Here is a 15,511-nt window from a genome sequence, read left to right on the forward strand (position 1 = left end):
GGGGGGCGCGCGCTTAAAATTCGTTTAAGCCGGAGGCGGCCGGACCCGCCCCAAACCCGCGCCGCGACTCGGGCTTTACCGAATCTTAAACGGGTCGGGCGGATAGTGATCATGGCGAATCGGGTCCGCCCGCCCATGGATCTGGCCCATGGACCTGGATAGCGAAGGTTGCGCGGAATGTACGACGATCTCGGCATCTTCAAGATGGCCAAGGCTCAGATGGACTGGATCGCCCAGCGCCAGGAGGTGCTGGCCGGCAACATCGCCAACGCCAACACGCCCCGCTACCTGCCCAAGGACATCAAGCCGCTCGACTTCAAGGCGGTGCTGGCCGGCAGCGCCGAGCCCGACGTGGGGGTGGCGGCCACCAACGCCAAGCACATCGTGCCCGAGATGGCGCCCAGCCCGTTCAAGTCGGTCACCCAGCGCCGCACCTTCGAATCCACGCCCGACGGCAACGCCGTCATCCTGGAAGAGCAGATGGCCAAGCTCGGCGAGGCCAATTCCAAGTACAACGCCGCCGCCTCGCTGTTCCAGAAGTACCAGAAGATGATCAAGCTCGCCTCGGGCGGCCGATGAGCCTTAGCCGATAAGCCGAAGAGACAGCCATGGACGAACTGAGCAAAAGCACGCAGACCGCCATATCGGGCATGAAGGTGCAGTCGCAGCGTTTGCGTCTGATCTCGGAGAATCTCGCCAACGCCGATTCGCTGGCCCAGACCCCCGAAGGCTTGCCCTATCGCCGCAAGGTGATGACCTTCAAGAACGAGTTGGATCGCGCCACCGGAATCGCCCAGGTCAAGGTGGACAAGGTGCGGGGCGATTCGGCCGAGTTCCAGCGCCGCTACGATCCCAAGCACCCGGCCGCCGACCGCGACGGCTATGTGCTGGCCCCCAACGTCAATCCGCTGATCGAGATGATGGACATGCGCGAGGCCCAGCGCAGCTACGAGGCCAACATGAACGTCATCAACACCTCCCGCTCGCTGCTGTCGCGCACCATCGAGATGTTGCGCTAGGCCGGATGCCGCGTTAAGGATTAGCCGCCATGACTTCCCGCCTCACCGACGCCATCTCCGCCTACAAGAGTGCCGCCAATCCGTTCGAATCGGTGGGCAAGTCCTCCGAGTCCGAGGGGACCGGCACCGATTTCGCCAGCGTGCTGAAGGATGCCGCCAAGGTGGCGGCGGGCGACGCCAAGGCGGCGGAAAAGGCCTCCATGTCGGCCATCGCCGGCAAGGCCGACATCCGCGAGGTGGTGGCCGCCGTCGCCAATGCGGAAATGACCCTGGAAACCGTGGTCAACGTCCGCGACAAGGTGATCAACGCCTACAATGAAATCCTGCGCATGCCCATCTGAGCGGGTTCGCCGCAGATGACCGAGCCCGAACTGATCGATGTCGCGCGCGAAACCATCATCGTCATGCTCAAGGTGGCGGCGCCCACCCTGCTGACCGGTCTGGTGGTGGGTCTGGTCATCTCCATCTTCCAGACCTTGACCCAGATTCAGGAGCAGACGCTCACCTTCGTGCCGAAGATGCTGCTGGTCTTCGCCTCGATGATCATCTTCCTGCCCTTCATGCTGCATTCCCTGAGCGAGTTCTGGAGGCTGGTCATGGACCGCGTCATCGCCGGCGGCGGTTGACGTGCTGACCGAACTGCTGCAGCTCGACATCTTCCGTTTCTTCCTGGTCTTCACCCGCATCGGCGCGGCGCTGATGCTGTTTCCCGGCCTGGGCGGCTCGCTGGTCTCGACCCGCATCCGCCTGCTGCTGGCGCTGTCCATCGCCTTCGTGATGCTGCCGGTGGTGGGCGGGACGTTCCCGCGGGTGCCCGGCACGGTGGGCGGCATCGTGCTGGCCATCTTCGGCGAGGCGGTGATCGGCATCTTCCTCGGTACGGTGATCATGATCATCATGTCGACCCTGAACATGGCCGGCTCGATGATCGGCTACCAGACCGGCCTGACCAACGCCTTCTCCTTCGACCCCATCGCCCAGCAGCAGAGCCAGCTGCTGACCGGTTTCCTGTCCAATATCGGGCTGGTGGCGGTGTTCGCCACCGACCTGCACCACCTGATGTTCCAGGCGGTGTTCGAATCCTACACCCTGTTTCCGCCGGGCCAGCCGCTGCAGTTCGGCGATTATGCCGAGACGCTGGGGCATCTGGTCACCGACACCTTCAAGGTCGGCACCCAGTTCGCGGCGCCGCTGGTGGTGTTCGGCCTGGTGTTCTACACTGGCCTCGGCCTGCTGTCGCGGCTGGTGCCCCAGCTGCAGGTGTTCTTCGTCGGCATGCCGGTGCAGGTGATGGTGGGGATGTGGCTGTTCGCGGTGACCTTGCCGCTGATTGTTTCCCTGTTCCTGCGCTTCTTCGAATCCGGCCTGATGCCTTACGTCCAGCCCAGGTGAGACCATGGCCGAAGACGCCGAAGACAAAACAGAAGAACCAACAGACCGAAAACTGAGCCAGGCCCGCGAGCAGGGCAACATTCCCACCTCCCAGGAGGTGAAGATCTGGGCCGGCCTGGTGGGCGCCCTGGTCATCGTCGCCCTGTTCGCCCCTTACATGGCCCGGGACGTGAAGCGTCTGCTGGTCCCCTTCATCGAGCATCCCCACGCCTTCCCCATGGGGCAATCCGATGTGGGGCAGGTGCTGGCCGAGATCACCATCAGCATGATCAAGCTCCTGGTCCTGCCCATGCTGCTGCTGATGCTCCTGGCGCTGGTCTCGGCCATGGCCCAGAGCGGCCTGATGTTCCTGCCCGACAAGCTGACCATGGATTTCAGCAAGCTGAGTCCCATGAAGGGCATCACGCGCATCTTCTCGGGCCGCAATCTGGTGGAGTTCTTCAAGTCGCTGTTCAAGGTCGGGGCCATCGGCATCGTCATCTACCTGATGCTGAAATCCCGCCTGAGCGAGTATGCCGGACTGGCGGCGCTGGACCTGATGGCCATGATGGATTACCTGCGCGATCAGGTGATCGCCATGATCCTGGTGGTGGTGCTGCTGGTCTTCGTCCTGGCCGCCGCCGACTGGTTCTACCAGCGTTGGGCGTTCACCCAGCAGATGAAGATGACCAAGCAGGAGATCAAGGACGAGCACAAGCAGACCGAGGGCGATCCCATGATCAAGGGCCGCCTCAGGGCGCTCCGCATGCAGCGCGCCCGCCAGCGCATGATGCAGGCGGTGCCCAAGGCCAGCGTCGTGGTGACCAACCCGACCCACTACGCGGTGGCACTGCAATACGACGTGGATTCCATGAGCGCTCCCATCCTGGTGGCCAAGGGCGTCGATCTGATCGCCAAGCGCATCCGCGATCTCGCCACTGAGAACGAGGTGCCCATCGTCGAGAATCCGCCGCTGGCCCGCGCGCTGTACGCTACCGTCGAGCTGGACGAGGAAATTCCGCCCGAGCATTACAAGACGGTGGCGGAAATCATCGGTTACGTCATGAAGCTGAAGGGCGAACTTGCGAACTGACGCCATCCCCTCTCCGCTGGCCCTCTGCCTGGCCGCCTCGGTGGCCGGAACCGCCCTGCTGGGCGTGGCCGGGGCCGGCTGGCCGGCCATCTCCGCCGCCGCCCTGGTGGCGGCGGCGTCGGGGGCCATGCTGCTGCGCCGTGCCCGCCGCCCGGCGGGAGGTGCCTCCATCCTGGCCGGGGCGCTGGACTCGGAAAGCCGCGCCGTCCTGGTGGTGGCCTCCGACGGCGGCGAGTTCTACCGCAACCAGGCGGCGCGCCGCCTGCTGGGCGCCGCCGCCGACCCCCTGGCCCCGCTCAAGGCGCTGGCCGCCGATGACGACCGCGCCCTGGCCGAGCTGGAGCGCCTGGACGCGGCGGCCGCGGTGGGCGCCCCCCGGCGCACCGAGATCACCCTGATCTCGGCGGGCGGCGGGCGCGAGTGGTTCGCGCTCGAGGTCCGGCCGGCTGGCAGCCCCCAGGCGGTGGCCTGGATCGCCGAGGACGTCAGCGCGCGCCGCGCCATCGAGGAGACGCTGCGGCGCGAGAACGAACTGCTCTCCGACTTCGTCGACCTGCTGCCGGTGGGCTGCTATTCCGCCGACGCCGACGGCACGGTGCGCTACGTCAACCAGCGTCTGGCCGAATGGCTGGGCAAGAGCGGCGACGAAATCGTCGGCCACAATCTGGCCGAGGTGTTCGGCACCGTGCCCAATCCCGAGGAGGAGCGCGCCGAGCTGCGCCTGCGCGGCCGCTCGGGCGAGGTGTTCCAGGCCCTGGTCGCCCATTCGGTGTTCGACGAGGGCGGTGAGATGTTCACCCGCTCGGTGGTGGTGCGCGACCTGGTGCCGGAACAGCAATGGGAAAAGGCGTTGCGCGCCGCCGAACGCCGCTTCCGCTGGCTGTTCGACGACGCTCCCGTCGGCATCGCCCTGGTGGACCTGGACGGGGCCATCGGCGCCTGCAATCTGGCGCTGCAGGCCATGCTGGGCATCGACCGCGACGACATGATCGGCCGCGCGGTGATCGACGTCATTGCCGAGGAGAACCGGGCGCAAGCCTCGGAGCAACTGGGCAAGGTGATCGCCGGTTCCACCCCCGGAACCCATCTGGAAGTGCGGCTGAAGGGGCGGCGCAACCTGATCGCCCAGCTGTTCGTCAGCCCCAGCCACGAGGACGGCGACATCTCGGGCCTGGTGATCCATTTCATCGACGCCACCGAACAGCGCAACCTGGAGATGCAGTTCGCCCAGAGCCAGAAGATGCAGGCCATGGGCCAGCTGGCCGGCGGCGTCGCCCACGACTTCAACAACCTGCTCACCGCCATGATCGGCTTCTGCGACCTGCTGCTGCAGCGTCACGGGGCCGGCGACCCCAGCTTCGCCGACATCATGCAGGTCAAGCAGAACGCCAACCGTGCCGCCTCGCTGGTGCGCCAGCTGCTGGCCTTCTCGCGCCGGCAGGCCTTGCAGCCCCGCCTGCTCAACGTCACCGACGCCCTGGCCGAACTGTCCAACCTGCTGCGCCGCCTGCTGGGCGAGACCATCGAGCTGCGCATGATCCATGGCCGCGCCCTGGGGCTGGTGCGGGTCGATCCCGGCCAGTTCGACCAAGTGATCATCAACCTCGCCGTCAACGCCCGCGACGCCATGCCGGGCGGCGGGGCGCTGACCATCCGCACCAACGCCGTGCACGTGGACCAGCCGGTGCAGCGCGGCCCGGAGCTGATGCCGGCCGGCGATTACGTCCAGATCGAGGTGGTGGACACCGGCACCGGCATCGGCAAGGAGAACCTGGCGCGCATCTTCGAGCCGTTCTTCTCCACCAAGGAGGTGGGGGCCGGCACCGGCCTCGGCCTGTCCACCGTCTACGGCATCGTGCGCCAGACCGACGGCTTCATCTTCGTGGAATCCGAGCCCGGCCAGGGCGCCACCTTCTCCATCTATCTGCCGCGCATCGATGCCGAGCCCGCCGCCGAGACCAAACGCCCCGCCCAGCAATCGGAAGCCTCCGGCGCCGACCTCACCGGCTCGGGCACCATCTTGCTGGTCGAGGACGAGGACGCCGTCCGTCTGTTCGGCGCCCGGGCGCTGCGCAACAAGGGTTACACGGTGATCGAGGCCCGCTCGGGCGAGCAGGCCATGGAGGTGCTGAACGGCGGCGAGCCCATCCAGGTGCTGATCTCCGACGTGGTGATGCCCGGCATGGACGGCGTGACCCTGGCCCGCTTCGTGCGCATGGAGCGCCCGGCGATCAAGGTCATCCTCATTTCCGGCTATTCCGAGGACGTCGCCCGCGACGGCATCGATCCCGACGCCGGCATCCACTTCCTGCCCAAGCCCTTCTCGCTCAAGCAACTGGCCGGGGCGGTGAAGCAGGTGATGGAAGAAAGCTGAGCAAGCGCAGGGGCACCCGCGTCCCCACCGGCCTTGATCGTATCGAGAACGGTGTTTTAGCCGGCCAGGCGCTGGGACGGCTGGGCGCCTTCATGGCGGCCCATATGATCGATCCAGCGCCGTGCCAGATTGACCAGCACCCGGCGTTCCAGGGCGCCGGGGGCGCCGTTCCGCCACGAATCCAACAGGCGGCGGGCCGAGGCGGACAGGGCCAGATGCTCGCTGCGCGGGGTGTCGTCGCGGGCGAAGTGGGCGTCGATGGTCCGGGCCAGGGTTTCCAGCGCCTTCTCCACCACCTCGGGCGGCGCGCCGACCGTGCGGGCGACGTCGATCTCGTTGAGGACGCTGATCACCTGCCGGTGCTCTGCATCGGCCAGGGCATTGCCCACCGAGAAGCGCGTGTCCCAAATGGCGATCATCCCCATCCATCCCCGAATTCACCCTTTCTCAAGAGTGCCTGGGCATACCCGCAATGTTGATGGGGGTAAACGGGTAGAAAGACGGAGCGGCCGGAGGAGGGGAAACCCTCCTCCGGCTTAGAACCCTTATACTTCCGGCTATTCGGCGGCGGCGGCGCGGCCCACCGGATGGGCGAGGCGGGACAGCATTTCCTTCGGCACCACCTGCCAGAAGCGGGGCAGTTCGCGCTCCCAGTCGGCCAGCAGGGATTCCGCCCAGGCCGAGCCGGTGACGGCGGCGTGTTCCTGCACCAGGGCCTTCAGCGCGCCCTCCCAATGGGACGTTTCCGGCCGCTGCCAGATGACGCTTTCCGGGTTGACGCGCTTGGCGAAAGTGCCGTCGGAATCGTAGACGAAGGCCATGCCCCCGGTCATGCCGGCGGCGAAATTGGCCCCCACCGGCCCGAGGATCACGGCGGTGCCGCCGGTCATGTACTCGCAGCCGTTGGAGCCGCAGCCCTCGATCACCGTCTCGGCGCCCGAGTTGCGGACGGCGAAGCGCTCGCCCGCCTGGCCGGCGGCGAACAGCTTGCCGGCGGTGGCGCCGTACAGCACCGTGTTGCCGATGATGGTGTTGTGGTTGCTCTTCAGCGCCGAGGCCACCGGCGGGCGAACGATGATGGTGCCGCCCGACAGGCCCTTGCCCACGTAATCGTTGGAATCGCCGAACACTTCCAGGGTCAGTCCCTGCACCGCGAAGGCGCCCAGCGACTGCCCCGCCGAACCGCGCAGCCGCACGGTGACGTGACCGGGGGCCAGCCCGGTCATGCCGTGGCGCTTGAAGATCTTGTGGGACAGCTTGGTGCCGATGGCGCGCTGGACGTTGCGCACGTTGTAGTCCAGCTGCATCTTCTCGCCGTCCTCCAGCGCCGGCTTGGCGTCGATGATCATCTGGGCGTCCAGGGTCTCGGGAACCTCGTTGCCCTTCTCCTCGACGCAATAACGCGGGAAGCCGCCGGTGTCGGCCTGGGCCAGCAGCGGATTGAGGTCGAGGTCGTCCAGGTGGCTGGCCCCCCGGCTGACCTGATGCAGCAGATCGGCGCGGCCGATGATTTCGGCCAGGGAGCGCACGCCCAGCGCGGCGAGGATTTCGCGGACCTCCTCGGCGATGAAGCTGAACAGGTTGACCACCTTTTCCGGCGAACCGGTGAACTTCTCGCGCAAGGAGAGGTCCTGGGTGCACACCCCCACCGGACAGGTGTTGGAATGGCACTGGCGCACCATGATGCAGCCCATGGCCACCAGGGACGAGGTGCCGATGCCGAATTCCTCGGCCCCCAGCATGGCGGCGATGACGATGTCGCGACCGGTCTTCAATCCGCCGTCGGCGCGCAGGCGGACCCGGTGGCGCAGGCGGTTCAGCGTCAGCACCTGATGGGCCTCGGACAGGCCCAGTTCCCAGGGCAGGCCGGCGAACTTGATGGAGGTCTGGGGCGAGGCACCGGTGCCGCCCACATGGCCGGAGACCAAGATGGTGTCGGCCTTGGCCTTGGCCACGCCGGCGGCCACCGTGCCGATGCCGGAGCGCGAGACCAGCTTCACCGTGACGCGGGCCTGGGGGTTGATCTGCTTCAGGTCGTAGATCAGCTGGGCCAGGTCCTCGATGGAGTAGATGTCGTGGTGGGGCGGCGGGCTGATCAGCATGACGCCCGGGGTGGCGTGGCGCAGCTTGGCGATCTCCACCGTCACCTTGAAGCCGGGCAACTGGCCGCCCTCGCCGGGCTTGGCACCCTGGGCCACCTTGATCTCGATCTCGCGGCACATGTTGAGGTATTCGGCGGTGACGCCGAAGCGGCCCGAGGCGATCTGCTTCACCGCCGAATTGGCGTTGTCGCCGTTGGGACGCGGGCGATAGCGCTCGCGGTCCTCGCCGCCCTCGCCCGACACCGACTTCGCGCCGATGCGGTTCATGGCGATGTTGAGCGTGCCGTGGGCCTCGGGCGACAGGGCGCCCAGGCTCATGCCCGGCGTCAGGAAGCGCTTCCTGATCTCGGTGATGCTTTCCACCTCGTCCAGGCTGACGGCCGCACCGGCCGGCTTCAGGTCGAGAAGGTCGCGGATGGTGATGGGCGGCAGCTTGCGCATGCCGTCCGAATACTTCTTGTAGGTGGCGTAGGAATCGCCGGCCACCGCCATCTGCAGCAGGTGGATCAGGCTGCCGTCGAAGGAATGGGCCTCGGAGCCGCGCCGCACCCGGTAGAAGCCGCCGATGGGCAAGGCGGGGGCCGGGCCGGCAAAGCCGGTGGCGTGCTGCTCGACGGTCTTCTTCTGGATGCCGCCCAGGCCGATGCCGGAGATGCGGCTGGTCATGCCGGGGAAGAACTCGGCCACCAGGGTGCGCGACAGGCCCACCGCCTCGAAATTGTAGCCGCCGCGATAGGAACTGACGATGGAGATGCCCATCTTGGCCATGATCTTCAAGAGGCCCTGGTCCAGGGCGTACTTGTAGCGCCGCACGCATTCCTCCAGCGGCATGGAGCCGAACAGGCCCCGGCGCTGGCGGTCGGCGATGGCTTCCTGGGCGAGATAGGCGTTGACCGTGGTGGCGCCGACGCCGATCAGCACGGCGAAGTAATGGACGTCCAGGCACTCGCCCGAGCGCACGTTGAGCGAGGTCCAGGTGCGCAAGCTGAGGCGCACCAGATGGGAGTGCACGCCGCCCGCCGCCAGGATCATGGGGATGGCGGCCTTGGATTCGCCGATGCCCTCGTCGGTGAGGATCAGGTGGGTGCAGCCGCCCCTGACCGCCTCTTCCGATTCGCGGCGCACGCGGGCCAGCGCGTCGCGCAGCGCCTCGACGCCGCCGTTGGGATCGAAGGTACAGTCGATGGAGGCCGCCGCCTCGCCCATATACTTGCGCATGGCGGCGAATTCGGCGTTGGACAGCACCGGGCTTTCCAACTGCAGCAGGTCGCACTGGCTCTCGTCCTCGTCGAGGATGTTGCCCAGGTTGCCAAGACGGGTGCGGAGCGACATCACCCGCGATTCGCGCAAGGAATCGATGGGCGGATTGGTCACCTGGCTGAAGTTCTGCTTGAAGAAGTGGTGCAGGCCGCGATAGCCCGCCGACAGCACCGCCAGCGGCGTGTCGTCGCCCATGGAGCCGATGGCTTCCTTGGCGTCCTCGACCATGGGGTGGAGGATCAGCTCCATGTCCTCCATGGTCATGCCGTAGGCGGCCTGGCGGCGCTTCAACTCGTCCGAGGACAGCTCCGCCGGCTCGGGCGCCCCGGTCTTGACCAGGGAATCCAGCTCGGTGATGCGCTTGACCCAGGCGGAGTAATTGCGGCGCGACGCCAGCAGATCCTTGATCTCGGCGTCGCGGTAGAACTTGCCGGCGTCCAGGTCGACGGCGATGCTTTGCCCCGGCCCGACCCGGCCCTTCTCCACCACGTCGCAATCCTTGACCTTCACCATGCCGGTCTCGGAGCCGAGGATCAGCAGGCCGCCCTTGGTGATGGTGAAGCGCATGGGACGCAGGCCGTTGCGGTCGACGCCGGCCACCGCCCACGAACCGTCGGTGGCGCAGATGGCCGCCGGGCCGTCCCACGGCTCGATCACCGAGTTGCAATAGCCGAAGAAGGTGCGGTGCGCCTCGGGCATCAGGGCGTTGGAGCCCAAGGATTCCGGGATCAGCATCTGCTTGACCAGCGGCGCCGGGCGCCCGGCGCGACACATCACCTCGAAGACGTTGTCGAGCGCGGCGGAATCGGAACCGCCCGGCTGGACGACGGGTTTCAGGTCGTCCATGGCTTGGCCGAACACCTCGTGCTCCATGCGCGGCTCGTGGGCCTTCATCCAGTTGATGTTGCCGGTCAGCGTGTTGATCTCGCCGTTATGGGCCAGCATGCGGAACGGCTGGGCCAGACGCCAGGTGGGGAAGGTGTTGGTGGAATAGCGCTGGTGATAGATGGCGAAGCGCGACACGAAGCGCTTGTCCAGCAGGTCGGGATAGAAGCTGGTCAGCTGCTCGGCCAGGAACATGCCCTTGTAGATGATGGAGCGGCAGGACAGCGAGCAGATGTAGAAGTCGTTGATGTGGCTGCCCAGCACCCGCTTCTCGATGCGGCGGCGGATGACGAACAGATCGGCCTCGAACCGCTCCTCCGACGTGCCCAGCGTGTTGGCGATCATGATCTGCTCGATCTCGGGGCGGGTGGCGTTGGCCTTCTCGCCGATGATCGACACGTCCACCGGCACCTGCCGCCAGCCGTAGATGGAATAGCCGAAGTTGAGGATTTCGGTCTCGACGATGCAACGGCAGTTTTCCTGGGCGCCCAGGTCGGTCTTGGGCAGGAACACCATGCCCACCGCCAGATGGCCCTCGGCCACCGCGTGCCCGGAATTGGCCACATGCTCTTTGAAGAAGTCCTGGGGGATTTCCACATGGATGCCGGCGCCGTCGCCGGTCTTGCCGTCGGCGTCCACCGCGCCGCGATGGAACAGCACCGAAAGGGCCTGGATGCCGGCCTCCACCACGTCGCGCCGGGGCTTGCCGTCCAGCGCCGCCACCATGCCGACGCCGCAGGCGTCGTGCGGACGGGTGTCGATGCCGGCGGATTCCAGGATCTCCTGGTTGGCGAGGTACTGGGAGACGAAATCGGACATGGCTCGTACTCCTACTCCGCCGCCTGGGCGGACTTGGCACTGACGTAACGGTGAATGGACTCGGCGGCGTCGCGGCCGTCCTTGATGGCCCAGACCACCAGCGAGGCGCCGCGCACGATGTCGCCGGCGGCGAACACGCCATCCAGGCTGGTCATCAGGGCGACGTCGGTCTCGACGGTGCTCCACTTGGAGACCTTGAGGCCGGGTTCGGCGAACAGGGCGGGCACGTCCTCGGGGTCGAAGCCGAGCGCGGCGATGACCATGTCGGAGGCCAAGGTGAAGCCCGAGCCCTCGATGGCCACCGGGCTCTGGCGGCCCGAGGCATCGGCCATGCCCAGATGCATGCGGACGGCCTTGACGCCCTCGGCCTTGTCCTTGCCGGCGATGGCCTCGGGGGCGGCCATCCAGACGAACTCGACGCCTTCCTCCTCGGCGTGGGCCACCTCGCGCTTGGAGCCGGGCATGTTGGCCCGGTCGCGGCGATAAAGGCACTTCACCGACCTGGCGCCCTGGCGGATGGCGGTGCGCACGCAATCCATGGCGGTATCGCCGCCGCCGATCACCACGACGTTCTTGCCGGCGGCGTTCAGCTCGGCCACCGTCTCGCCCAGGTCGCGGCGGTTCTGGGCGATCAGATAGTCCAGCGCGGCATGCACGCCGGGCAGCTCCGAACCGGCGATGCCCAGGGGCTTGGCCTTGTAGACGCCGGTGGCGATCAGCACCGCGTCGTGGCGGCGCCGCAGCTCGGCGAAGGTGACGGTCCCGCCGATCTCCACCCCGGTCTCGAACCTGACGCCGGATTCGGCCAGCAGGCGGATGCGGCGCTCCACCACGTCCTTTTCCAGCTTGAAGCCGGGGATGCCGTAGATCAGCAGGCCGCCCATGCGGTCGTGGCGGTCGTAGACGGTGACGGCGTGGCCCTTGCGGCGCAGGGCCTCGGCCGCCGCCAGGCCGGCGGGGCCGCCGCCGACGATGCCCACCGAGCGGCCCGATTCGGCGCCGGGCAGCACCGGCCTGACCCAGCCCTCGGTGAAGGCGGTCTCGGTGATGTGCTTTTCCACCGCGCCGATGGTGACGTTGCCGTGCAGCGACTGCTCCAGCACGCAATTGCCCTCGCACAGGCGGTCCTGGGGACAGATGCGGCCGCAGATCTCGGGGAAGGTGTTGGTGGAAGACGAGACGGCGTAGGCCTCCTCCAGCCGGTCCTGCGCCACCAGCATCAACCAGTCGGGGACATTGTTGCCCAGCGGGCAGTGGATGGAGCAGAAGGGGATGCCGCACTGCTCGCAGCGCGACGCCTGCTCGCCGGCCTGGGGGACGCCGAAGGCGGTGCTGATCTCGCCGAAATCCTTGCGGCGTTCGGCGGCGCCGCGCTTGTCCGGCTGGCGCTGATGGAGATGGGTGAACTGCAGCATCTTGCGGGACATGGCGAATCCTCGAACCCTGGGGCCGGGGAGGAAAAATACGTCAGAGAACATGACCGATCAATGGGAATCGCGCATATGAGGCAGTAATACTGTCTCATATGTAAAATAGGCATCCGTCTGCGTGATTTATGATGGAGTATCCGAGTTGCGCCACCGCCACTATGGTTCCGATCCGGTCCTTTCCGATTCCCTTCCGACTCTCCGGGGGCGGTGCTATAACAGGGCGGCGGTATACGGGGGACACCCGAGTGACGTTCCTGGAAGTTCTGGTCATAGCCCTGATTCAGGGGCTGGGAGAGGTGTTGCCTCTTGGCGCTGCCGGTTATCTGGCGGCGTTGCCGACGCTGGCCGGCACGCCCGAGGGGCGGGCGGCGCTGTCGGTGGCCGCCCATGCCGGGATTCTGCTGGCTCTGCTGGTCTATTTCTGGCGCGATGTCCTGGCCATGAGCATCGGGCTGTGGCGGCTGGCCAAGGGCAAGCCCGACAACGGCTCGCTCCTCCTCCTGCACGTGCTGGCCGGCACCATCCCCGCCGCCATCGCCGGCTGGCTGCTGCTGGAGCGTTCGTCTACCCTGGTGGGGCAGACCGGCGCGGCGGTCATCCTCATCGCTGGCGGCGTGCTGCTGTGGATCTGCGACAAGCTGGGGGTCACCGTCCGCCGGGTCGAGCACATGGGCTGGCTCAGTGCCGCCGGCCTGGGCGCCCTGCAGATTCTCGCCCTGGTGCCCGGGGTGTCGCGTACCGGCATCACCATCACCGCCGCCCGCCTGCTGGGCTGGGAGCGCCAGGCGGCGATCCGCTTTTCCATGCTGCTGGCCATGCCGCTGGTCCTGGGGCACGGCATCAAGACCTTCTGGGGCCTGGCCCACCGGGCGGAGCTGGTGTTCTCCGGCGATCTGGCCATGGCCATGATCACCGCCGGGCTGGCCTCGTTCCTGGGGCTGGCCGTCATGATGGCCTGGGTGGCGCGCCACACTTTCGCCCCCTTCGCGGTGATCCGCATCGGCTTCGGCGTGGCGGTGCTGGGGCTGGCGCTCTTCGGATAGCTAGCGCCCGAAAATCCCCTTGAGCAGGTCGTCGATGGCGCCGCCGATGCCGCGCGCCGCGTCGCCGGCCGCCTGGGCGGCGCCGGCCACGAAGTCGCCGACGCTTTCGGCCGGGGCGGGCTCGGCGGGAAGCTCGGGGGTGCGCAGCGGGTGGGCGGGCAGGCCGCGATGGGCGGCCGTCATCACCTGTTTCCACAATTGGGCCGGCAGGCCGCCGCCGGTGACCTTCTTCATCTCGACGCGGTAATCGTCGTTGCCCATCCACACTCCGGCGACGAAATCGCCGGTGAAGCCCATGAACCAGGCGTCGCGGTAATCCTGGGTGGTGCCGGTCTTGCCCGCCGCCGGACGGTCGAGGCGGGCGGCCTTGCCCGATCCTTGGGTGATGACGGCGCCCATCATGTCGTGCATGCGGGCCAGCGCCGACGGCGACACCACCTGGCCGAAACCGCCGCCCTGGCGCTGATAGAGCATCTTGCCGGCGGGATCGGTGATGTGGGAGACGCCGAAGGCGGTGACCCCGAACCCGCCATTGGCCAGGGCGGCATAGGCGGTGGTCAGCTCCAGCAGGGAGACCTCGCTGGTGCCGAGAGCCAGGGTTGCGTCGCCCCGCAGCTCCGAGGTGACGCCCAGCCGCCTTGCGGTGGCGATTACCCGGGCGGGTCCCATTTCCTCCACCAGCCGCACGGCGATCGTGTTGACCGATTCGGCCAGGGCCTGGCGCAGCGGGATGGGGCCGAGATACTTGCCGGTGTAGTTGCCGGGGCTCCAGTTGCCGAGCTTGATGGGGGCGTCGTCGTAGACGTCGTCGGGGGTGCGGCCCTTCTCCATGGCGGTGAGATAGACGAAGGGCTTGAACGACGAACCCGGCTGGCGCAGTCCCTGGGTGGCGCGGTTGAACTGGCTGTCGTCGTAATCCTTGCCGCCGGTCAGCGCCCGGACGGCGCCGTCGGGGCTCATCACCACCACGGCGCCCTGGCCGGCCTTGGCCTTGGCGCCGGGGCCGGCCATCATGGCCTTGAGGTCGGCCTCCACCTTGCGCTGCAGCGCGATGTCCAGGGTGGTGTGCACAACGATGTCCTTGCCCGCCACCTCGCCGAATTGGTCCAGGTTGCCCATCACCCAGTCGGCGAAATAGCGCCCGGCGGGGACCGGGCGGCGGACCAGCTGCGACGCGCCGGTCACCTCGGCGGTGTCGGCGGTGCGCTGGTCGATATAGCCGGCCTTGACCATCAGGCCCAGCACGTCGGCGGTCCGCTTGCGCGACGCCTCGGGGTCGTTGAGCGGCGAGTAGCGGGACGGCGCCTTCAGCAGCCCGGCCAGCAGCGCCGCCTGATACAGGTTCACCTTGCGGGCCGAGGCGTCGAAATAGCGTTTGGCGGCGGCGTCCACCCCGAAGGTGCCCGAGCCGAGATAGACCCGGTTGAGGTAGAGCCCCAGGATCTGTTCCTTGGAAAAGCGCTTTTCCAGCCACAGCGCCATCAGCACTTCCTGCACCTTGCGCTTCATGGTGCGGTCGGGGGTGAGGAACAGGTTCTTGGCCAGCTGCTGGGTGATGGTCGAACCGCCCTGCACCGTGTGGCCGGCCTTCAGGTTGACGAACAGGGCGCGGGCCAGGCCGATGGGATCGACGCCGAAATGGCTGTAGAAGCGGCGATCCTCGGTGGCCAGCACCGCCTGGGAGATGAAGGGCGACATCTCGCCCAGGTCCAGCGCCTCGCCGTAAAGATCGCCATAGGCGGCGAAGGTCTCGCCCTCCACCGAGTGGAACACCACGCTGGGCCGCCGGGTCTGGGCGGTCATGCGGTCGATGTCGGGCAGGTCCAGGGCGTAATAGGCCACCACGCCGCCGATGCCGATGCCGGCCCAGATGGCCAAGGTCAGCGCCCACAGCAGCAGGCGCCGGGTCCAGGTGCGTCCGCCGCCGCCACCCTTTTTCGCCGCCCTGGGCTTGCGCGGTTCCCGGGGCTCGCGCGCCTTCCTCGGAGTGGGCGGCGGCGGCTCGCGGCCTCCCGATCCGCCGCCGCCGCTGGGCAACAGCCGGTCGGCGGGGTCGATGGAAAGCTTGAACGGGTTGCCGGCGCCCTTGGGGCGGGAAGGTGGAACTGCCATGGC

General features: G+C 67.5%; 12 protein-coding genes. 8 read left to right on the forward strand and 4 right to left on the reverse strand.

Annotated elements, in window-relative coordinates; translation table 11 throughout:
* The first annotated feature begins 177 nt into the window (after window positions 1-177).
* The 7 genes from flgB to H261_RS07255 are packed head-to-tail and all read left to right on the forward strand — an operon-like array spanning window position 178 to window position 5,857.
* Window positions 178-579: a flagellar basal body rod protein FlgB gene (flgB, locus tag H261_RS07225; RefSeq protein WP_008615920.1), complete on the forward strand. Its 402-nt coding sequence runs from the start codon at window positions 178-180 to the stop codon at window positions 577-579.
* A 29-nt stretch (window positions 580-608) separates the two neighbouring features.
* Window positions 609-1,019 (forward strand): flagellar basal body rod protein FlgC, encoded by a 411-nt coding sequence (gene flgC / locus H261_RS07230; RefSeq protein WP_008615921.1) that lies wholly within the window; start codon window positions 609-611, stop codon window positions 1,017-1,019.
* A 29-nt stretch (window positions 1,020-1,048) separates the two neighbouring features.
* The gene (locus H261_RS07235; protein WP_008615922.1) at window positions 1,049-1,360 is read left to right on the forward strand and encodes a flagellar hook-basal body complex protein FliE; all 312 of its coding nucleotides are present in this window, start codon (window positions 1,049-1,051) and stop codon (window positions 1,358-1,360) included.
* A 15-nt stretch (window positions 1,361-1,375) separates the two neighbouring features.
* Window positions 1,376-1,645, forward strand: a complete 270-nt coding sequence (gene fliQ / locus H261_RS07240) for a flagellar biosynthesis protein FliQ (protein WP_008615923.1) — start codon at window positions 1,376-1,378, stop codon at window positions 1,643-1,645.
* A gap of 1 nt (window position 1,646) precedes the next feature.
* Entirely contained in the window at window positions 1,647-2,411 is a 765-nt protein-coding gene (gene fliR / locus H261_RS07245; protein WP_008615924.1) for a flagellar biosynthetic protein FliR, read from the forward strand.
* A gap of 4 nt (window positions 2,412-2,415) precedes the next feature.
* The gene (gene flhB / locus H261_RS07250) at window positions 2,416-3,483 is read left to right on the forward strand and encodes a flagellar biosynthesis protein FlhB (protein ID WP_008615925.1); all 1,068 of its coding nucleotides are present in this window, start codon (window positions 2,416-2,418) and stop codon (window positions 3,481-3,483) included.
* Complete coding sequence (locus H261_RS07255) at window positions 3,473-5,857, forward strand: hybrid sensor histidine kinase/response regulator (protein WP_008615926.1); 2,385 nt, start codon at window positions 3,473-3,475, stop codon at window positions 5,855-5,857. The genes flhB and H261_RS07255 overlap by 11 nt, the downstream gene beginning before the upstream one ends.
* Before the next feature lie 56 nt (window positions 5,858-5,913).
* Here the strand turns inward: H261_RS07255 and H261_RS07260 are convergent, their stop codons facing one another.
* From H261_RS07260 to H261_RS07270, 3 genes are all read right to left on the reverse strand, one after another.
* A complete protein-coding gene (locus H261_RS07260; protein ID WP_008615928.1) occupies window positions 5,914-6,276 on the reverse strand; it encodes a hemerythrin domain-containing protein in 363 nt (120 codons plus the stop codon).
* Window positions 6,277-6,414: 138 nt separating this feature from the next.
* Window positions 6,415-10,923: a glutamate synthase large subunit gene (gene gltB / locus H261_RS07265; RefSeq protein WP_008615931.1), complete on the reverse strand. Its 4,509-nt coding sequence runs from the start codon at window positions 10,921-10,923 to the stop codon at window positions 6,415-6,417.
* Window positions 10,924-10,934: 11 nt separating this feature from the next.
* Window positions 10,935-12,350 (reverse strand): NAD(P)-dependent oxidoreductase, encoded by a 1,416-nt coding sequence (locus tag H261_RS07270; RefSeq protein WP_008615932.1) that lies wholly within the window; start codon window positions 12,348-12,350, stop codon window positions 10,935-10,937.
* 248 nt (window positions 12,351-12,598) lie between these two features.
* Between H261_RS07270 and H261_RS07275 the strand changes: the two genes are divergently transcribed.
* Window positions 12,599-13,396 carry an undecaprenyl-diphosphate phosphatase gene (locus H261_RS07275; protein WP_008615933.1) on the forward strand — a complete coding sequence of 266 codons (798 nt, stop codon included), beginning with the start codon at window positions 12,599-12,601 and terminating at the stop codon, window positions 13,394-13,396.
* Here the strand turns inward: H261_RS07275 and H261_RS07280 are convergent, their stop codons facing one another.
* On the reverse strand, window positions 13,397-15,508 hold the full coding sequence (locus tag H261_RS07280) for a transglycosylase domain-containing protein (RefSeq protein WP_008615934.1): 2,112 nt from the start codon (window positions 15,506-15,508) through the stop codon (window positions 13,397-13,399).
* Window positions 15,509-15,511: the final 3 nt, after the last annotated feature.

It is taken from the genome of Paramagnetospirillum caucaseum (genome assembly GCF_000342045.1).
In the GTDB taxonomy this organism is placed as follows: domain Bacteria; phylum Pseudomonadota; class Alphaproteobacteria; order Rhodospirillales; family Magnetospirillaceae; genus Phaeospirillum; species Phaeospirillum caucaseum.